The 17703-nt window shown below is 48.1% G+C and carries 22 protein-coding genes, 1 pseudogene and 1 other annotated feature; of the genes and pseudogenes, 19 read left to right on the plus strand and 4 right to left on the minus strand.

Going from position 1 to position 17703, the window contains the following annotated elements; all coding sequences use genetic code 11:
* Position 1 precedes the first annotated feature (1 nt).
* Positions 2 to 367 carry a DUF6262 family protein gene (locus GIW82_RS01315; RefSeq protein ID WP_000619629.1) on the plus strand — a complete coding sequence of 122 codons (366 nt, stop codon included), beginning with the start codon at positions 2 to 4 and terminating at the stop codon, positions 365 to 367.
* Positions 368 to 649: 282 nt separating this feature from the next.
* On the opposite strand, the gene GIW82_RS01320 is transcribed toward GIW82_RS01315, so the two are convergent.
* From GIW82_RS01320 to GIW82_RS01330, 3 genes are all read right to left on the minus strand, one after another.
* A complete protein-coding gene (locus tag GIW82_RS01320) occupies positions 650 to 1066 on the minus strand; it encodes an NAD(P)H-dependent oxidoreductase (protein WP_000855243.1) in 417 nt (138 codons plus the stop codon).
* Positions 1067 to 1243: 177 nt separating this feature from the next.
* Complete coding sequence (fexA, locus tag GIW82_RS01325; protein ID WP_040928540.1) at positions 1244 to 2671, minus strand: chloramphenicol/florfenicol efflux MFS transporter FexA; 1428 nt, start codon at positions 2669 to 2671, stop codon at positions 1244 to 1246.
* A gap of 253 nt (positions 2672 to 2924) precedes the next feature.
* A complete protein-coding gene (locus GIW82_RS01330) occupies positions 2925 to 3068 on the minus strand; it encodes a hypothetical protein (protein WP_002360221.1) in 144 nt (47 codons plus the stop codon).
* A gap of 444 nt (positions 3069 to 3512) precedes the next feature.
* Here GIW82_RS01330 and GIW82_RS01335 point away from each other — a divergent pair.
* The 14 genes and pseudogenes from GIW82_RS01335 to pheA form a co-directional block, all read left to right on the plus strand.
* Positions 3513 to 3653: pseudogene (locus GIW82_RS01335) on the plus strand (JAB domain-containing protein); the annotation flags it as partial.
* Between the two features lie 192 nt (positions 3654 to 3845).
* Positions 3846 to 4874, plus strand: coding sequence for a rod shape-determining protein (locus GIW82_RS01340; protein ID WP_370455951.1), 1029 nt, complete (start codon positions 3846 to 3848; stop codon positions 4872 to 4874).
* 15 nt (positions 4875 to 4889) lie between these two features.
* Complete coding sequence (gene mreC / locus GIW82_RS01345; RefSeq protein WP_154748129.1) at positions 4890 to 5774, plus strand: rod shape-determining protein MreC; 885 nt, start codon at positions 4890 to 4892, stop codon at positions 5772 to 5774.
* On the plus strand, positions 5774 to 6304 hold the full coding sequence (gene mreD / locus GIW82_RS01350; protein ID WP_154748130.1) for a rod shape-determining protein MreD: 531 nt from the start codon (positions 5774 to 5776) through the stop codon (positions 6302 to 6304). Before mreC ends, mreD begins: the two co-directional genes overlap by 1 nt.
* Positions 6305 to 6326: 22 nt before the next feature.
* Entirely contained in the window at positions 6327 to 6992 is a 666-nt protein-coding gene (gene minC, locus GIW82_RS14805) for a septum site-determining protein MinC (RefSeq protein WP_230309127.1), read from the plus strand.
* 1 nt (position 6993) lies between these two features.
* A complete protein-coding gene (gene minD, locus GIW82_RS01360; protein WP_370455952.1) occupies positions 6994 to 7794 on the plus strand; it encodes a septum site-determining protein MinD in 801 nt (266 codons plus the stop codon).
* Between the two features lie 55 nt (positions 7795 to 7849).
* Positions 7850 to 8245: a nuclease-related domain-containing protein gene (locus GIW82_RS01365; RefSeq protein ID WP_230309129.1), complete on the plus strand. Its 396-nt coding sequence runs from the start codon at positions 7850 to 7852 to the stop codon at positions 8243 to 8245.
* 357 nt (positions 8246 to 8602) lie between these two features.
* Positions 8603 to 8681, plus strand: a sequence feature (ribosomal protein L21 leader region).
* 13 nt (positions 8682 to 8694) lie between these two features.
* Positions 8695 to 9003 (plus strand): 50S ribosomal protein L21, encoded by a 309-nt coding sequence (gene rplU / locus GIW82_RS01370; RefSeq protein WP_154748133.1) that lies wholly within the window; start codon positions 8695 to 8697, stop codon positions 9001 to 9003.
* A 3-nt stretch (positions 9004 to 9006) separates the two neighbouring features.
* Positions 9007 to 9336: a ribosomal-processing cysteine protease Prp gene (locus tag GIW82_RS01375; RefSeq protein ID WP_154748134.1), complete on the plus strand. Its 330-nt coding sequence runs from the start codon at positions 9007 to 9009 to the stop codon at positions 9334 to 9336.
* A gap of 12 nt (positions 9337 to 9348) precedes the next feature.
* Positions 9349 to 9639: a 50S ribosomal protein L27 gene (rpmA, locus tag GIW82_RS01380; protein ID WP_154748135.1), complete on the plus strand. Its 291-nt coding sequence runs from the start codon at positions 9349 to 9351 to the stop codon at positions 9637 to 9639.
* 127 nt (positions 9640 to 9766) lie between these two features.
* Entirely contained in the window at positions 9767 to 10282 is a 516-nt protein-coding gene (locus GIW82_RS01385) for a Spo0B domain-containing protein (protein WP_154748136.1), read from the plus strand.
* Between the two features lies 1 nt (position 10283).
* The gene (obgE, locus tag GIW82_RS01390; protein ID WP_154748137.1) at positions 10284 to 11576 is read left to right on the plus strand and encodes a GTPase ObgE; all 1293 of its coding nucleotides are present in this window, start codon (positions 10284 to 10286) and stop codon (positions 11574 to 11576) included.
* A 15-nt stretch (positions 11577 to 11591) separates the two neighbouring features.
* On the plus strand, positions 11592 to 12044 hold the full coding sequence (locus GIW82_RS01395; RefSeq protein ID WP_154748138.1) for an ACT domain-containing protein: 453 nt from the start codon (positions 11592 to 11594) through the stop codon (positions 12042 to 12044).
* Positions 12045 to 12063: 19 nt separating this feature from the next.
* Entirely contained in the window at positions 12064 to 12924 is an 861-nt protein-coding gene (pheA, locus tag GIW82_RS01400) for a prephenate dehydratase (protein WP_154748139.1), read from the plus strand.
* A gap of 240 nt (positions 12925 to 13164) precedes the next feature.
* Here pheA and GIW82_RS01405 read toward each other — a convergent pair whose 3' ends face one another.
* Complete coding sequence (locus GIW82_RS01405) at positions 13165 to 13701, minus strand: transcription repressor NadR (protein ID WP_154748140.1); 537 nt, start codon at positions 13699 to 13701, stop codon at positions 13165 to 13167.
* 130 nt (positions 13702 to 13831) lie between these two features.
* On the opposite strand from GIW82_RS01405, the gene ruvA reads away from it, so the two are divergent.
* From ruvA to tgt, 4 genes are read left to right on the plus strand one after another with little or no spacing between them, the layout of a single operon-like run.
* Positions 13832 to 14431 (plus strand): Holliday junction branch migration protein RuvA, encoded by a 600-nt coding sequence (gene ruvA, locus GIW82_RS01410; RefSeq protein ID WP_154748141.1) that lies wholly within the window; start codon positions 13832 to 13834, stop codon positions 14429 to 14431.
* A gap of 18 nt (positions 14432 to 14449) precedes the next feature.
* Positions 14450 to 15448, plus strand: a complete 999-nt coding sequence (gene ruvB / locus GIW82_RS01415) for a Holliday junction branch migration DNA helicase RuvB (RefSeq protein ID WP_154748142.1) — start codon at positions 14450 to 14452, stop codon at positions 15446 to 15448.
* Between the two features lie 29 nt (positions 15449 to 15477).
* Positions 15478 to 16530: a tRNA preQ1(34) S-adenosylmethionine ribosyltransferase-isomerase QueA gene (gene queA / locus GIW82_RS01420; RefSeq protein WP_154748143.1), complete on the plus strand. Its 1053-nt coding sequence runs from the start codon at positions 15478 to 15480 to the stop codon at positions 16528 to 16530.
* Positions 16527 to 17672: a tRNA guanosine(34) transglycosylase Tgt gene (tgt, locus tag GIW82_RS01425; RefSeq protein ID WP_154748144.1), complete on the plus strand. Its 1146-nt coding sequence runs from the start codon at positions 16527 to 16529 to the stop codon at positions 17670 to 17672. The genes queA and tgt overlap by 4 nt, the downstream gene beginning before the upstream one ends.
* Positions 17673 to 17703: the final 31 nt, after the last annotated feature.

Genomic DNA, 17703 nt, shown 5'->3' on the forward strand with positions numbered 1-17703 from the left:
AATGATTAGAAAAGGTAACACAACTGCCATAGTTCAGCTAGCTAAAGACAAGTCGGAGAAAACAAGAATTAGGGTTGAAAAGACAATTTCAGAGATGGCATTGAAAGAAGAGAAGATTAATTTTAATTCCGTTGCACAAAAAGCAAATGTTTCAAAGTCATGGCTTTACAAACAAAAAGATATTAGAACTAGAGTGGAGACATTAAGAGGGATGCAGATAAGTGAGTTAACCCCCCGTAAACCTAGTAAAAGCCCTCGTTCAGAGGACGTATTAATAAAAACCTTAAAAAGCCGTATAAAGGCGTTAGAAGAAGAGAATGAACGGTTAAAGGATCAAGTTCAAAAATTACATGGCAAGCTGTTTTAGCAGATTTGTGTTTCTTGGAATTTATTGGGCACTTTGAATTGGCTACCTAAAATGAAATCGCTAAAACCTTCAATAACTTCAATAGCCCATTTCCCTAAATGTGTTAAGGGGAAATGGGCTTTCTTCTAGTATTGTTGGCATGATCGCAGAAGTGTTTTATGCTCTTAAATAATACTTTTTAATATATTGCAAATACTCATTAGCACTTTTCTGTATCTCTTCGCCCTTCATATCCGAATTAGCACCGTAAAGTACAAACTCTGGTACATATTCAGCATGAATCTATGCACATAAAGATTTGAATGGTGTTAACATCTGGGTTAATGTATGCTTGTTTTTACCCATACTTGTAAATTCACCTTTTTTTACGCCAGCTGATATAGCTAATCCTAATTTTCGATTATAAAATATTCTTTTACCCTTTGATCCGTAAGCCCATCCATATATAATCACTTCATCGATCCATTTTTTTAATAATGAAGGAGAACTATACCAATATAATGGAAATTGAAAAATAATATTATCATGATTTTCAACTAATTCCTGCTCTCTTTTTACATTTATAATAAAATCAGGATACTCTCTATAAAGATCATGAATGGTAATTTCGTTTGAATAAGACGCTGCTTTTTCTACCCAAACTTTATTGATTCGAGAATTTGGCATATCTGGGTGAGAAACGATCACCAATGTTTTCATTGTTTCATCCTTAACATACTCAACTTTCGCACCAATAAAACAGTGTACGAAAGTTGAGTTACTTAAAAGTATTCTATTCTAAGAAATTCAAATTTGCGTGATTCCTAAGCTATTTATTTACAGCTTAAACTATAGAAGATGAACTAAACAATAACTAATCTTTACATAACTAAGTTATTACCCACGCTTTTTTAAACCTAATCCAGCTATTAAGGCAATGAGTATTGCCCCTGTAGCTGCAAGGAACGCATCTGAGTAGGACATAGCGTCCAATATATATAATGGATTTATCGGCTCAGTAGCATCACGTCGAGCGGATAATAATGCTCCAATCATACCTGCTCCAGTTCCTGCTCCAAGGTACAAAGCACCTTGGAAAATCCCCATTCCGACACCAACCTTGTCTGCATCGAGTGCACTTACTGCGGCGTTATTTGCGGGAGAATTCGTGAATGCAAAAGCAATCCCTACTCCGAGGACCCCCACGGAAACTAACAGAGGTGAAGCACCAGATGCATAGGTGGACAAGAATAAGGTAGACAGCCCCATCAGAGTCATCCCAGTAATTATCAGACGTTTATCCCCAAATCGATCAGAAAGACGGCCAACGAAGGGAGATAAGATTGCAACAGCCACACCACCTGGCAACAATATCATTCCAGCCTGTCCAGAAGAGAGTCCATTCACCTCAACGACTAGTAATGGGACGAACACAAGAACAGCGAAATAAGCAAACATCGAAAAAAATGCAATTATGACCGTATTGACATAATCCTTGTTATTGAACAGGACAGGTGGTACAAATGGATTTTCTGCGGTAACAATTCTCCAAATAAATCCCACCAAAGCTACAACAGAACCAATTAGGCTAGTTAACGATGAGAACGAAGAAAAACCAGAAGTTTCTCCTTGAGTGATGCCAAAAAGGAGTAATCCTACTGTGAGGCCGAGGAATAAACCACCAATGAAATCAAAGTTCTTATTGCTTCCTACGGATTCTGCCGGTTTAATTGTCGGTAACGCGTAGTAGGCACCAATAACAATCATAATGGCTAACAAAAATGTGAACCAAAACAAGGCATTCCACCCTAAATATTGACCAACTACTCCACCAAATATTGGACCAGCAGCAGTTCCAACACCAATACTTCCTGCGATAATTCCCAAAGCTCCCCCACGTTTTCCTTGTGGGAAAACCTTCGAAATTGCAATGACTGATAGAACTGGAATTGCGGACATCCCAGCACCCTGAACCATTCTTCCCAAAACCAACAATGGGAGGTTCGGGGCAATTGCACATAAAAGACTACCACTTGCCAGAATCATAATGGCAAAGATATATAGCTTTCGTAACTCAAAAAAGTCTGAGATTCGACCATAAATCGGAACTCCAATCGCAAGAACAAGTGCAATACCACTAACTATCCAACTCACTTGAGATTTCGAAGCTTCTAAATCTTTGCTTATTAGTGGAAGTACGGGATTGACTAAATCAACCGTAATTGCAGCTACAAGTACAGATAGGGAGAGTACCATCATTAAAAGCCTAGTAGAACCCCTTTTTTCAGATTGAATCATTTCTTTAGATTTACTATCCTTTTTCATTTTATTTCCTCCTAAAATATATTGTGATTTTAGGAGGCTAAATCCACTGCTTTCACCATAAACCTCACCTCATATCTATTTATATTGTAAAACCAAATCAACGAACTCACCATATTTCTACAGCATGATTAAAGATTCGGTTCTCCAAACTAACTGAACTGATCAAACAAAAAAAAGGCACCAGTTTAACAACCGGTGCCTAATCATTCGTATGCATTTTTACAAATGCAATAGATTCATAAATTTTTGCCCATTATATAAAAGGAGGCAAAAAGTTTTCCGGTAGTGTTTCCATTTTTTGTTTTTGTGAAAAAGGACATACTGATCCCGTTGTACCTAAATCCCCTGAAACTTTTACATGCTTTCTAAACTCGACATTAATGAAATCAATTCCCATTACTTTTTGCCTCCTTTCTCATATTGTGATAATAACACAATAATAATTGATGAAAAAGAAATAATCAACCCTACTTTTTTGAAAACCAATTTAAAGCTTTACTACTTTTACTTACATAATAAAGGCAGGTGCAGTATAAACTTTTTTAAATAGGTCTTCTTTAACGAGCAGGTAGCGTCAGTTAAAGTAGATAATTTAAGATCGAAATCATATTATAGATATTCCGAAATTGGGCGTGATTGTTGCAGGTCAAAAGCTTAATTCCTCGATAAAATAAAAAGGAATTAGTTTTTTTATTTGTGGTACATTCTTCTGACCGTAATCAATTGTCATCTAATAATTACATTGTATTTTTTCATTTGATTTAACACGTTAAATATATGTTCTTAAAGTAAAAACATTGATGTTAATGGATTTTTAGTAATTTACTCTTGATAAAATTGTGCACCTTCAGCGGAAGACATCGGTGTGACGCAGCGGTTGATGGAAGCGGGCTCGATTGTCGGCATCGAATTGCTCGACCACTTGATCATCGGCGACCATCAATTCATCTCCTTGAATGAAAAAGGTTATATGGGAGAATAGACGAAAACACACTGGGAGTTCCGGCTGGTTCACTGCGCAAGTGGGAACTGGCGGAACTGCCTTTTTTTCTGCTGACGTTTCTTTTTTCCTGGCACTCCATGTAAGGCTGTTCCTTTTTTCCTTTTTCCGCTATAATCAAAGGTATTGTGTAAAGTTCACAGCAAACTGGCAAAACGGAAGGGAAGAAGTAATGTGTTTGGAATCGGATCAAAAGATGTAGGAATAGATTTAGGGACAGCGAATACACTTGTATTCATCAAAAATAAAGGGATTGTTCTGCGTGAGCCTTCAGTAGTCGCGAAGAATACTTCGACTGGCGAGATCGTTGCAGTCGGGAACGACGCCCGCAATATGATTGGCCGTACACCTGGTTCAATCGTGGCGATCCGTCCGATGCGTGATGGTGTCATCGCGGATTACGATACGACAACTGCGATGATCCAATACTATTTGAAGGAAGCGATGAAAGCTTCCGGCGGCACGTGGAAAAAACCGAACGTCATGATCTGTGTGCCTTTCGGGATCACGTCTGTTGAACAGCGTGCAATCATCGATGCATCCAGACAAGCTGGCGCTCGTGAAGCATTCACGATCGAAGAGCCGTTCGCAGCTGCGATCGGCGCGAACTTGCCGGTATGGGAACCTACAGGCAGCATGGTCGTCGATATTGGAGGCGGCACAACGGAAGTCGCAGTCATCTCTCTTGGCGGCATCGTCACGAGCGAATCGGTCCGTGTGGCCGGCGACTCGATGGATCAGGCAATCATCCAATACATCCGCAAAACGTACAATTTGACGATCGGTGAACGAACTGCCGAAGCGATCAAGATGGAAGTCGGTGCAGCACGTGTGACGACGGATGCTGAGAAGAAAGCGAAAATGGACATCCGTGGCCGTGATCTTTTGACAGGCTTGCCGAAAACGATCGAAATCACGGCAGAAGAAATCGCAGAAGCTTTGAAGGAATCCGTTTTCGCCATTATCGATGGCGTCAAGAAAACGCTTGAAACGACTCCACCGGAATTGTCGGCTGATGTCATGGAACGCGGCATCGTCTTGACAGGAGGCGGAGCGCTTCTGAAGAACCTCGATAAAGTGATCGCTGATGTCACTCAAATCCCGGTCATCATCGCTGATGAGCCACTTGATTGCGTCGCGATCGGTACTGGGAAAGCATTGGATAATATCGACCAGATCCGCCGCCAGCAATCACAGAAATAAAGGAGGATTGCCGGCATGCCACATTTTTTTTCGAACAAGCGGCTGATTTTACTGATGCTCGGCGTCATCCTGCTCGTCGGCTTGATTTTCTTTTCTCTGAGTAACCGTGACAATGTCAATTTCCCGGAGAGGGTCGTCAAGGATGTAGTAGGAGCGGGACAATCGGTGTTTTCGAAGCCTGCTCACTTTGTGACGGGCATTTTCGATAATATCGACGGACTGCTGAACACGTATACGGAAAACAAACAACTGAAAAACCGCTTGGACGAGTTTGCGACGGTGCAGGCGGAAGTGACCAGTCTGCGTACCGAAAACGAAGAATTGAAAGAGATCATCGGGAAAGAAGAATCTCTTCGCGATTACAATCCGATCCAGGCGTCCGTCATTGCCCGGAACCCGGATCAGTGGGAAGAGAAAATCATTCTTGATAAAGGGTCGAACAGCGGCGTGAAAGAGAACATGGCCGTCATGACGGCGAAAGGCTTGATCGGGAAAGTCATCTTGACGACACCGCTCACTGCCACTGTCGAACTGGTCTCCACCCAAAATCCGAATTACCGCGTCTCGGCGATGGTCATCGGGGGAGGAAAAAATGTTTTCGGATTGATCGAAGGCTATGATGCGGACCGCAAAGAATTGTTGTTGAAACGCATCGATGCCGACATCGACATCAAGGAAGGCCAACAAGTCGTATCGAGTGGCCTCGGCGGGATTTTCCCGCAAGGCCTTGTCATCGGTGAAATCACTGAAGTCGCGATCGACGAGTTCGGTCTGACGAAACAGGCGTTTGTGCGCCCGGCAGCGGATTTCACGCTGTTAAGCCACGTGATGGTCGCTGATCGCACGCTGCCGGAGACGGAAGGCGACGACAGTGAAAACGGCGAGGATGGTGAATCGTAATGATGCGCTTTTTCTTGCCGTTCATCGGCTTGATCCTGTTTTTCCTGGAACCGGTTTTCGGTCTGTTGTCACCTCTTCAATTCGGGGGAGAAGCTTACACGATCGTCCCGCGGTTCCTCTTAATGTATTTGATTTTCGTCGCGATTTATTACGACCGTAAACACGCGATGTATTACGGTTTATTTTTCGGACTCTTGTATGATGTGTTTTTCATTGATATTATTGGGTTATACTCATTTCTTTATCCGGCAATCGCACTAGTTGCGGGTTCAGTCGTACGGAGCATCCACAAAAACCTTGCAGTAGCAACGGGACTGGCGCTGATTTTGACAGCGCTATTCGAATTTGTGCTGTATCAGTTTTTCCTGTTGATCTCCTTGACTTCCTTGCCGGTCGATTTCTTCCTGGTCCACCGATTAATGCCGACCATCATCGCCAACTCGATTTTCCTGATCATGCTTGGATGGACATTCAAGCTGGCGATCAATGCACGGCTCCTTGAACGGGATCGACGGCTCGGGACATCATAATGAAAGCGCAGGTGACGCATGTTTGAAGAATCTTGTCTACATTAAAGGAACGAAGCATGGGCTTGTTTTGCAACTAGACGAACAATGCGCCTATGCAGACCTCCTGACAGAACTCGAAGCAAAGGTGTCGGATCCTGCGCTTGACGGCAGTGCCGAAATTCAGATCAATCTGGGGCACCGTTACTTGACTGAAACGGAAATGAAGGATCTTGTTTCCTTGATCGAAGAAAAATCACATTTACGCGTCACGAAAATTCGAAGTGATGTCATCACGGTCGAAGAAAGTGACCGGCGCCTCCGCGAACAGCAGTCGGAGACGTACGTCGGAATCGTCCGTTCGGGCCAAGTCGTCCGGGCAGAAGGCGATCTCGTCGTCGTCGGCGACATCAACCCGAACGGCCGGGTTGTAGCGGATGGCAATATATATGTTCTAGGCAGGCTGAAAGGTATTGCCCACGCAGGTGCTAGCGGGAACAAAGAAGCAGTCATCGCCGCATCGTGGATGGAAGCGACTCACTTGATGATCGCAGACCAGCTCGAATCGATGACGGATGAACTGCAAGTGTTATCCGAACAGCCTGAGATGGAATGTGCGTATTTACATACAAACGGGAAGATCATTATCGACCGTTTGCAGGAACTGCGTTATATACGGCCTCAAATCTCAACGTTTAAAGGAGGAAGCTGATGTGGGAGAAGCAATAGTCATTACATCTGGTAAAGGAGGCGTCGGTAAGACGACGACCACTGCCAATCTCGGAACTGCATTGGCTCTTCAAGGTAAGAAAGTATGTTTGATCGATACCGATATCGGATTGCGTAACTTGGATGTCATTCTCGGCCTTGAGAACCGCATCATCTATGATTTGATCGATGTCCTGGAAGGCCGCTGCAAAGTGCACCAGGCGCTCGTGAAGGATAAGCGTTTCGATGATATGCTTTATTTGCTGCCGGCTGCCCAGACGGCCGACAAGAACGACGTCAATCCGGAAGACATGAAAGAACTTGTCTTGAAGTTGAAAGAAGACTACGATTTCGTTTTGATCGATTGTCCTGCGGGAATCGAGCAAGGGTACAAAAATGCCGTTGCCGGTGCCGACAAGGCGATCGTCGTGACGACGCCGGAAATTTCGGCAGTGCGCGATGCCGATCGGATCATCGGTCTTCTCGAGCTCGAGGAAAACATCGAGCCGCCGAAACTGATCATCAACCGGATCCGGAAGCATCTTGTCGACAAAGGCGAAGCATTCGATGTCCAGGACATCACAAGCCACTTGTCGATCGACCTGCTCGGCATCGTCGCGGATGATGAGAACGTCATTTCTTCATCGAACAAAGGCGAACCGGTCGTCATGGACCCGAACAACCGTGCAGCACTCGGCTACCGCAACATCGCGCGCCGTCTGCTTGGCGAATCGGTGCCGCTCATGACGATGGAAAAGCCGAACCAAGGCATGTTTGCTAAAATCAAATCAATTTTTGCTAAGTAAGCTGAACCCCCGCATGGAAATGCGGGGGTTTTTTGAAACTTTCAGAAGGTGTCCATTGAACGAACAATTGCTCGCTCAAATGATTTTGCTGGAACGATTGCCGAAGAGTCATGGGGCTTGGCAGCCCGCAGCCGCTGACCTAAAGAATGCCCTCGCCGGTGCTAGAGGGGAAAGTAGGGTTTTGTCACTGTTGAGACGGGAGCTTGTATTAGAGGGACAACCGGTAATTTTGACTGATTTGCACGTGCCGTATGGCCAGGGAAGTGCTCAAATTGATTTGCTTGTGGTGCATCAATCATTCATCTGTGTACTTGAAGTGAAAAACATGAAAGGCGATTTTTACTTTGATTCCTCGCATCATCAGTTCCACCGGATGGTCGATGGACGCATGGAAGGCATGAAAAATCCTGAATCCCAATTGCACCGGGCTGTGACGATGCCCATGAAGTGACGCTCCAGGAATATGCCGTTTTGTTCGGGGAAGAGCTGCCGACGAAGTTTGCTTACCGCTTGCTCGGCGTGGAAGACAAGTATTTATTGTATCGTTTGCTTGAATAATCTGCGCTGCAGGGGGAGTGAGCGCGGAAAACGGTGGATTGTGCCACGGCACGAGCTGGTGGAAGCATATTTTAAGCCAATTTGGCGCTGAACGCACCTCGTTGCGATTGTTTCGCACCTCACGGCCACTTTATCACACCTCAACACAATTTCTCCGCACCCCGGCCGCAGACTCCATGAGAACTCTTGAAAAATAGTTGACGCACACACTGCCCACGTGGTATTATTTTAATGTTATGTTTGTAGCGCACCTGTGCTACAACCGCTCGAGACAGGTATCCAAGCATTCGCTCCGGCGATCACCTGATGAGGCGAGTCTTAGTCTAAGAGGAGGTGCAAGATATGTACGCAATTATTGAAACTGGTGGAAAACAAATCAAAGTTGAAGCTGGCCAAGAGATCTACGTTGAGAAATTGAACGTTGAAGCTGGCGAGACAGTAACATTTGACAAAGTTCTATTCGTAGGTGGAGATGACACAAAAGTGGGCGTTCCTTTCGTTGAAGGAGCTACTGTAACTGCTAAAGTTGAAAAACAAGGCAAACAGAAAAAAATCACTGTCTTCAAATACAAAGCGAAAAAGAACTATCGCAAAAAACAAGGTCACCGTCAGCCATACACGAAATTGACTGTTGACGCGATCAACCTGTAAGCGATGATTCAAGTTATTATCGACCAAAAAGAGGAACGCATCGTTTCTTTTGAAATGTCGGGCCATGCGAATTTTGACGAATATGGTTCAGACATCGTTTGTGCCGGCGCTTCGGCGGTATCCTTCGGGGCCGTCAATGCCATCATGGAATTGACGAAGACCGAGCCGGTGATCGAACAGGCGGACAGTGGCTTCTTGAAAGTCGTATTCCCTGAGCTCGAGAACGAAGAAACGGACGCACAAGTTCAATTGCTCGTCCGAGCGATGATCGTTTCATTAAAAACGATTGAACAAAGTTATCAGGATTACATGACGATAAGCTTTCTAACGTAGGAGGTGGAATATATGTTGAAATTGGATCTTCAGTTTTTCGCATCCAAAAAGGGTGTTGGTTCTACACGTAACGGTCGTGACTCAGAATCAAAACGCCTTGGTGCTAAACGTGCTGATGGACAGCTAGTTTCAGGTGGATCAATTTTGTACCGTCAACGCGGAACAAAAATCTATCCAGGTGAAAACGTTGGACGTGGCGGAGACGATACACTTTTCGCGAAAGTCGACGGAATCGTACGCTTCGAGCGTTACGGTCGTGACCGTAAAAAAGTGAGCGTTTACCCAGTAGCACAAGAAGCTTAATATTTGTGAAGGAGCTGCGACGCGCAGCTCCTTTTCTTTTTCGGAACTGTCCATCCCAGCAGGTCGGATGTGTAATTCGGGCCGTAAATTGATATACTGAAAAAGGAACAGGAATGGAGCGGGCACGATGAAACGGTTTTACAGCACGGCAGATCTCTTGAGGCAAGCACGACATGATCATTTGAATGATCTGCAGCTCGTGAAACTGTATCTCGCTCTTGGCAAGCCAGAACGCGTTACAGCGCTCATTCAAGCTGCCGGGAGACAAGCGGACGTGTGGAGAAGGCTGTCCGCTTTGAACTTGCCGAAGACGGAAGAATGGTTATTGCTGGCCGAATGGCGTTTTCCGGAGTTGAAGATCACGGTGGAATGCATTGCTTCTGCAGCGCCCAAAGAGATGGACGGGGCGATTTCGGAAATTGCGGAAAGCGTCATGACCAAGATTCGCGAAAACTTAGAGAAAGCGGATGGATGTGCTTGCACGATCCGCCTGTCCAATGAGCAAGGTGATTTCCGGCTGGCGTTTTCGGCGGAAGGTGTCCGGGGCATCGGCGAGTTGCCGGAAGTTCCGGGCATCGGGTTAAAGATTGAGGAAGAGGGCAAGTTGCTGTTAATCGAAGCAACGGTCCAGATGGAGGGATAGTATGTTTGTAGATCACGTAAAAGTATACGTTAGAGGTGGAGACGGCGGAGATGGTATGGTTGCTTTCCGACGTGAAAAGTATGTACCGAACGGCGGACCTGCCGGCGGTGACGGTGGGAAAGGTGCGAACGTCGTCTTTGAAGTGGACGAAGGGCTGCGTACGTTGATGGACTTCCGTTACAAACGGATTTTCAAGGCGGATCGCGGAACGCACGGCATGAGTAAGAACCAACACGGAGCAAAAGCGGTGGACTTGGTCATTCCGGTACCACCTGGCACAGTCGTCAAAGACGAGGAGACAGGTGAAACGATCGCGGACTTGGTGGAACATGGCCAGACAGCGATCATCGCACGCGGTGGGCGCGGCGGACGTGGCAACTCACGTTTTGCGACACCGCAAAACCCGGCTCCGGAGCTTTCCGAAAAAGGCGAACCGGGCATGGAGCGTCAAATCATCCTTGAGTTGAAAGTGTTGGCGGATGTCGGACTTGTCGGATTCCCGAGTGTCGGAAAATCCACATTGCTGTCAGTCGTATCGGCTGCAAAACCGAAAATCGCCGCTTATCACTTCACGACAATCGTCCCGAACTTGGGCATGGTCGAAACGGAAGATCAGCGCAGCTTCGTCATGGCCGACCTCCCTGGATTGATCGAAGGCGCGAGCGAAGGTGTCGGCCTTGGTCATCAATTCCTACGCCACATCGAGCGTACACGCGTCATCGTGCACGTCATCGATATGTCCGGCATGGAAGGACGCGTTCCTTACGAGGATTATGTTACGATCAATGAAGAATTGAAACAATACAATATGCGTTTGACGGAACGTCCGCAATTGATCGTCGCGAACAAGATGGATATGCCGGATGCGGAAGAGAATTTGAAAGAATTCCAAGCGAAATTACCGGAAGGGACGAAAGTATTCCCGATCTCTGCAATTTCCCGCCAAGGGCTGTCCAACTTGTTGTTCGAAATTGCCGACTTGCTGGAAGTGACGCCTGAATTCCCGTTGATCGACGAAGAGGAAGAAACGGAATCCGAAAACACAGTTCTGTACAAGCACGAAGCACAAGGAGACGAGTTCACGATCACACGTGCGGATGACGGTGCATACATCTTGTCCGGCTACGCAATCGAGCGTCTGTTCAAGATGACGGACTTCTCACGTGAAGATTCGATCCGCCGCTTCGCGCGCCAAATGCGCGGTATGGGCATTGATGATGCATTGCGTGAAAAAGGTGTGGAACACGGCGATACGATTCGCCTGCTTGAATTCGAATTCGAATTTGTTGATTGATGCGGAGGGGATGGCATGAAAGACATTTCTAACCAGCGTTTTTATCTAGTGCGGGAAGATGTTTTGACAGAAGCGATGCAAAAGACATTGGAAGTGAAGAAGCTCGTGCAGCGCGACAAAATTTCAATTTTGGAAGCATCCAATCGTACCGGCTTATCACGAAGTGCATTTTACAAATACCGCGATGCTGTTTTCCCGTTCCACTCGGTCGTCAAAGAGCGGATCTTGACGGTCTTCCTCCAATTGGAAGACCGGACGGGGACGCTTGCGACGCTGCTGAGTGAAGTGGCTTCAGCGCGCTGTAATATTTTGACGATCCACCAGACCATCCCGATCCAAGGGCGGGCGAACGTTACATTGTCACTCGATGTGACGGCGATGGAACAAGACTTGGAAGGTTTCCTGCAGCAGTTGAAGAAACTCGATTTCGTCGATTCTGCAGACATCGTTTCGAGCGGAGCATCTTAATGTAAACGGGGGAGAAAAGATGGAACAGCAGCACCGCATTTCTTATTTGGGACCGAAAGCATCATTTACGCATTTAGCAGCGTTATCTGTATTTCCGGAGAGTGAACTCCTGCCGTTCGTAAGTATTCCAGAATGTATCGAAGCAGTGGCGGAAGGGAAGGTCGACTATGCGGTCGTCCCGCTCGAGAACGCGCTGGAAGGATCAGTACCGCTGACAGTGGACTATTTGTTCCACGAAGTGCAGTTGTTCGTGACGGCGGAAGTGCTGTCGCCGATCCGTCAGCACCTTCTCGTCCATCCGGATAATGCCGGGTCCGATTCGTTTGAAGCGATCTACTCGCATCCACATGCATTGGCCCAGTGCCATAAATTTCTATACTACACATATAAAAGCACGCCGCTCCAGCCCTACAGCTCGACATCTGCTGCGGCGAAAATGGTGTCGGAGCTGCCGGAACGGAACATCGCAGCGATTGCGAACAGTTTCTCAGCCGAGCAGTACGGGCTTGAAGTGAAGCACGCGGACATCCACGACTTCCATTTCAACCATACACGCTTCTATGTGTTGTCGAAGGTCAACCACCATTTGAAAAAACCGGGTGACGACGTACAAGTGAAGACGACGCTCATGATCTCACCGCCAGAAGACGATCGTTCTGGTGTTTTGCACCGCGTATTGTCGGTCTTCGCCTGGAGACAGCTGAACTTGAGCAAGATCGAATCGCGTCCATTGAAAACTGGTCTCGGCGACTACTTCTTCATCGCTGATGTATTGGAAGACGAAGATGCACCGATGATGCGTGGTGCATTTGAAGAGCTCGCAGCACTCGGCTGCACCGTGAAGACGCTAGGTTCGTATTATACGTATCGAAGTGAATGACAGAATCCCGCAGCAGGGTGCTGCGGGATTTTTGAGTGGAGCGGAGTTGGCGGAAGGGGGTGGAGAAACAGATGAAAGTGCTCCTGCTTCTGCATCGCTTCGCTAGCTTCGAAGCATGAAAAACTGTTGGATCGCTCCGCTGCCTCGTCGCAGAAGTAGTCGCCAGACTGCCTACAACCAAATCGAAACAAACAACAAAAAGAGACCGTTTTCGCAAGCGAAAATGGCCCCCTTATCAATTCATTCGTCGCCTTTCAGTAATAACCCATTCACTCGCAGCACTTCTTCCGCGGTATCGAGCACGGCTTCGCTGTCGGCAGTGATGGTGTGGAGATGCGTGCCATCCGTCAGCTCAAGCAAGTACGTTGCGCCGGTCGTGCGGATGCGCTCCATGAATGCTTCGACTTCGCGCGCACTCGAGACGTGGACGCCGGCTGTCAATTCGCCGTATACCGGGTGCTCGACCGAGACGTCTTTCACCGAGACGCCTTCACCGACGAGGAGCAGCAGCTCGCGCTCAGTTTCGTCTGGTGAGTGGCGGCAGGCGATGCGCCGGCTCACTTGGCTGCTTTCCTTCTGTTCGTTGAAGTAGAGGTAGCCTTGGCTCGTTGCGAGAATCGGTTCGCCCTTCGCCTTCAGCAAGGTCATGTCACTGACGATGACTTGGCGTGACACACCCGCTTTTGCAGCGAGTTCGGCACCAGTGATCGGACCGCCAGCTGTTTTCAACGTTTCGAGCAAAATGGAACGGCGTTGTTCACCGTAAAGTTTTTTCATGAATAGATCCTCCGTTTCAAAAACGACTTCTATGTAACCAGTTTACCACGGAGTCCGCCGGTACGGGTTTTTTTCGTCAAAGGGGTTGGAATATGCTATAATCATGTAGTTATGAAGGAGCGGAATGTACATGTATGATTACATAAAAGGGAACGTCACACGTGTCACGCCGGAGTATCTTGTTGTGGAACAGCAAGGCATCGGCTGGCAGATTTTTGCGCCAAACCCGTATTCATTCGGGGACGGCGAAATCCAGGTGTTCACCCACCACCATGTGAGGGAAGATGCGGCACTGTTATTCGGCTTTCCGACACTCGAACAGCGGGAATTGTTCCGGAAGCTCATCTCGGTATCCGGGATCGGGCCTAAAGGTGCGCTTGCAATTTTAGCAAGCGGACAGCCGCAATACGTCGTGGAAGCGATCGAAGCGGAAGATGAGAAGTACTTGATCAAATTCCCTGGCGTCGGCAAGAAGACAGCACGCCAGATCATCCTTGACTTGAAAGGCAAGCTGAACGAGTTCTTCGGAGAGCTGCCTGTCGAAGCCCAACTGGGGGATACGTTGTTTTCTGGTGATGCAGTGGAGCTCGAAGAAGCGATGCTGGCACTGGCTGCACTTGGTTACTCCGAGCGCGAAATCACGAAAGTGAAACCGAAATTGAAAGATCTTGATTTGGATACAGAAGGATATATGAAACGGGCGCTTCAGCTGTTGCTGAAGCAGTCGTAAGGAAAGGAGGACATGGGCATGGAAGAACGGGTGATCGGGAGCGAAGCGTCGGACTTCGATGAACGCTTCGAGCAATCGCTGCGTCCGCAGTGGCTGTCGCAATACATCGGCCAGGACAAAGTGAAACACAATTTGGAGATCTTCATCCAGGCAGCGAAAATGCGCGAGGAAAGCCTTGACCATGTGCTGCTTTACGGTCCTCCAGGTCTAGGGAAAACGACGCTCGCCGCTGTTATTGCGAACGAAATGGGCGTCGGCTTCAAGACGACAAGCGGTCCGGCAATCGAGCGTCCGGGTGACCTGGCGGCGATCGTTTCGTCGCTTGAACCAGGAGATGTGCTTTTCATCGATGAAATCCACCGGCTGCACCGTTCGATCGAAGAAGTGCTCTATCCGGCAATGGAAGATTTCTGCTTGGACATCGTCGTCGGCAAAGGACCAGGTGCGCGTTCGGTGCGTCTCGACTTGCCGCCGTTCACATTGATTGGGGCGACGACGCGTTCAGGTGCATTGTCTGCACCGCTCCGTGACCGCTTCGGTGTGTTGTCCCGTCTCGATTATTACGACACGGAAGCGCTGACAGATATTGTCGTCCGGAGCGCTTCGCTGTTCGAAGCGGACATCGATGCACTGGCAGCGGTGGAAATCGCACGCCGTTCCAGAGGGACACCGCGTATCGCGAACCGCCTATTGAAACGCGTGCGCGACTTTGCACAAGTGCGCGGCAATGGGTCGATTACGATGGACATTGCGGAAGAAGCGCTTGAAATGCTGCAAGTCGACCCACTCGGTCTTGACCACATCGATCATAAGTTGATAATGGGCATGATTACGCGGTTCCGCGGTGGTCCGGTCGGGCTCGATACGATTGCGGCAAGCATCGGAGAAGAGTCGATGACGATTGAAGATGTGTACGAACCTTATTTGCTGCAGATCGGTTTTATCCAGCGCACACCGCGCGGACGGGTCGTCACGCATACAGCATACGAACATTTCGATCTGCCGATGCCTGAATGATATTCTAAGAAAAAGAAGGTTGTAAATACATGAATGTAGCTGATTTTGATTTTCACCTGCCAGAAGGATTAATTGCACAAACACCGCTTGAAGACCGGACAAGCTCACGCTTACTGGTCATGAACAAAGAGACCGGCGCGACTGAGCACCGCCACTTCCGCGACATCATCGAATACCTCGAAGCCGGCGACACGCTCGTCTTGAACGATACACGCGTCTTACCGGCGCGCATGATGGGTGTCAAAGAAGACACTGGCGCTCACATCGAAGTGCTGCTGTTGAAACAGATCGAAGACGATGTATGGGAAACACTCGTCAAACCAGCCAAGAAAGTGAAAGTCGGCACAGTTGTTTCATTTGGTGACGGATTATTGAAAGCTGAGTGTACCGGAATCCTGGATCACGGCGGCCGTCATTTCAAAATGATTTATGACGGCATCTTCTACGAAATTTTGGATGAGCTCGGGGAAATGCCGCTACCTCCATATATCCGTGAGAAGTTGGACGACCAGGACCGTTACCAGACCGTTTTTGCAAAAGAGCGGGGAAGCGCTGCAGCACCGACCGCCGGGCTTCATTTCACAGAAACGCTTTTGGAGGAGATCCGCGCGAAAGGTGTTGGGATCGCATTCATCACACTTCACGTCGGCCTTGGTACATTCCGTCCAGTTTCTGTCGATTCGATCGACGACCACGAAATGCATTCCGAGTTTTACCGCATTACACAAGAGACGGCAGACTTGCTGAATAACACGAAAGAACGGGGCGGACGCGTCATTTCGGTCGGAACGACATCGACGCGGACACTCGAAACCGTCGCGAAGAAATTCGGCGGCAAACTGCAGGAGGACAGCGGCTGGACAGACATCTTCATTTTCCCAGGCTATGAATGGGCGTGTGTCGATGGCTTGATCACGAACTTCCACTTGCCGAAGTCAACGCTCGTCATGCTTGTCAGTGCCTTATCATCACGCGAATCCATTATGAATGCCTATCACGAAGCGGTGGAGCTGGAATATCGTTTCTTCAGCTTCGGCGATGCGATGTTCATCCAACCACCGACTAAAGGAGAATATGAATGACTACACCAGCAGTAACTTATGAACATATCAAAACGTGCAAGCAGACCGGCGCGCGCCTCGGCATCGTCCACACGCCGCATGGCTCATTCGAAACACCGGCATTCATGCCAGTCGGAACTCAAGCGACTGTCAAAACGATGTCACCAGAAGAATTGATTAACATGGAAGCGGGCATCATCTTGAGCAACACGTACCACCTCTGGTTGCGTCCAGGGAACGACGTCATCAAAGAAGCGGGCGGCTTGCACAAATTCATGAACTGGGATCGTCCGATCTTGACGGATTCCGGCGGCTTCCAAGTGTTCTCACTGAGTGAATTCCGTAACATCAAAGAAGAAGGCGTTCATTTCCGTAACCACATGAACGGCGACAAATTGTTCTTGAGCCCGGAAAAAGCGATGGAGATCCAGAACGACCTCGGTTCGGACATCATGATGGCGTTCGACGAGTGCCCGCCTTATCCGGCGACGGAAGAGTACATGCGCTCGAGTGTGGAACGCACGTCGCGCTGGGCTGAACGTTGCTTGCAGGCACATGCGCGCCCGCAGGACCAAGCATTGTTCGGCATCATCCAGGGCGGCGAGTTCGAAGCGCTCCGCCAACAAAGCGCACGCGACCTTGTTTCACTCGATTTCCCGGGATATGCAATCGGCGGATTGTCCGTCGGCGAGCCGAAAGATGTCATGAACCGTGTGCTTGAATTCACGACGCCGCTGATGCCGGCAGACAAGCCTCGTTACTTGATGGGTGTCGGCTCACCGGACTCCTTGATTGACGGCGCAATCCGCGGTGTCGACATGTTCGACTGTGTATTGCCGACACGTATCGCACGTAACGGCACATTGATGACGAGTAAAGGCCGCGTCAACATTAAAAACGCTGTACACAAACGCGATTTCGGCCCCATCGACGAAGGATGTGATTGCTACACATGCACGAATTACTCGCGTGCGTATGTCCATCATCTACTTCGTACAGATGAGACGTTCGGAATCAGACTTACCAGTTATCATAATCTTCGTTTTCTGTTAAACTTAATGAAACAGGTGCGACAAGCGATTCGTGAGGACCGCCTGGGTGACTTCCGGGAAGAATTTTTCGAAGCTTATGGTTTCAATAAGCCGAATGCTAAAAACTTCTAAGGAAAATAAGAGAGAGAAAGATAGCGAAAGG

This window comes from Planomicrobium sp. YIM 101495 (assembly GCF_009707665.1).
In the GTDB taxonomy this organism is placed as follows: domain Bacteria; phylum Bacillota; class Bacilli; order Bacillales_A; family Planococcaceae; genus Planococcus.

What these genes read in the sequence shown, in the direction of transcription:
- obgE (WP_154748137.1), top strand. Translation starts at nt 10,284, where the DNA reads ATGTTTGTAGATCACGTAAAAGTATACGTTAGAGGTGGAGACGGCGGA.
- GIW82_RS01405 (WP_154748140.1), bottom strand. Translation starts at nt 13,701, where the DNA reads ATGAAAAAACTTTACGGTGAACAACGCCGTTCCATTTTGCTCGAAACG.
- ruvB (WP_154748142.1), top strand. Translation starts at nt 14,450, where the DNA reads ATGGAAGAACGGGTGATCGGGAGCGAAGCGTCGGACTTCGATGAACGC.
- mreD (WP_154748130.1), top strand. Translation starts at nt 5,774, where the DNA reads ATGATGCGCTTTTTCTTGCCGTTCATCGGCTTGATCCTGTTTTTCCTG.
- GIW82_RS01320 (WP_000855243.1), bottom strand. Translation starts at nt 1,066, where the DNA reads ATGAAAACATTGGTGATCGTTTCTCACCCAGATATGCCAAATTCTCGA.
- queA (WP_154748143.1), top strand. Translation starts at nt 15,478, where the DNA reads ATGAATGTAGCTGATTTTGATTTTCACCTGCCAGAAGGATTAATTGCA.
- pheA (WP_154748139.1), top strand. Translation starts at nt 12,064, where the DNA reads ATGGAACAGCAGCACCGCATTTCTTATTTGGGACCGAAAGCATCATTT.
- ruvA (WP_154748141.1), top strand. Translation starts at nt 13,832, where the DNA reads ATGTATGATTACATAAAAGGGAACGTCACACGTGTCACGCCGGAGTAT.
- tgt (WP_154748144.1), top strand. Translation starts at nt 16,527, where the DNA reads ATGACTACACCAGCAGTAACTTATGAACATATCAAAACGTGCAAGCAG.
- GIW82_RS01385 (WP_154748136.1), top strand. Translation starts at nt 9,767, where the DNA reads ATGAAACGGTTTTACAGCACGGCAGATCTCTTGAGGCAAGCACGACAT.
- mreC (WP_154748129.1), top strand. Translation starts at nt 4,890, where the DNA reads ATGCCACATTTTTTTTCGAACAAGCGGCTGATTTTACTGATGCTCGGC.
- GIW82_RS01330 (WP_002360221.1), bottom strand. Translation starts at nt 3,068, where the DNA reads ATGGGAATTGATTTCATTAATGTCGAGTTTAGAAAGCATGTAAAAGTT.
- rplU (WP_154748133.1), top strand. Translation starts at nt 8,695, where the DNA reads ATGTACGCAATTATTGAAACTGGTGGAAAACAAATCAAAGTTGAAGCT.
- fexA (WP_040928540.1), bottom strand. Translation starts at nt 2,671, where the DNA reads ATGAAAAAGGATAGTAAATCTAAAGAAATGATTCAATCTGAAAAAAGG.
- GIW82_RS01315 (WP_000619629.1), top strand. Translation starts at nt 2, where the DNA reads ATGATTAGAAAAGGTAACACAACTGCCATAGTTCAGCTAGCTAAAGAC.
- GIW82_RS01395 (WP_154748138.1), top strand. Translation starts at nt 11,592, where the DNA reads ATGAAAGACATTTCTAACCAGCGTTTTTATCTAGTGCGGGAAGATGTT.
- GIW82_RS01375 (WP_154748134.1), top strand. Translation starts at nt 9,007, where the DNA reads ATGATTCAAGTTATTATCGACCAAAAAGAGGAACGCATCGTTTCTTTT.
- rpmA (WP_154748135.1), top strand. Translation starts at nt 9,349, where the DNA reads ATGTTGAAATTGGATCTTCAGTTTTTCGCATCCAAAAAGGGTGTTGGT.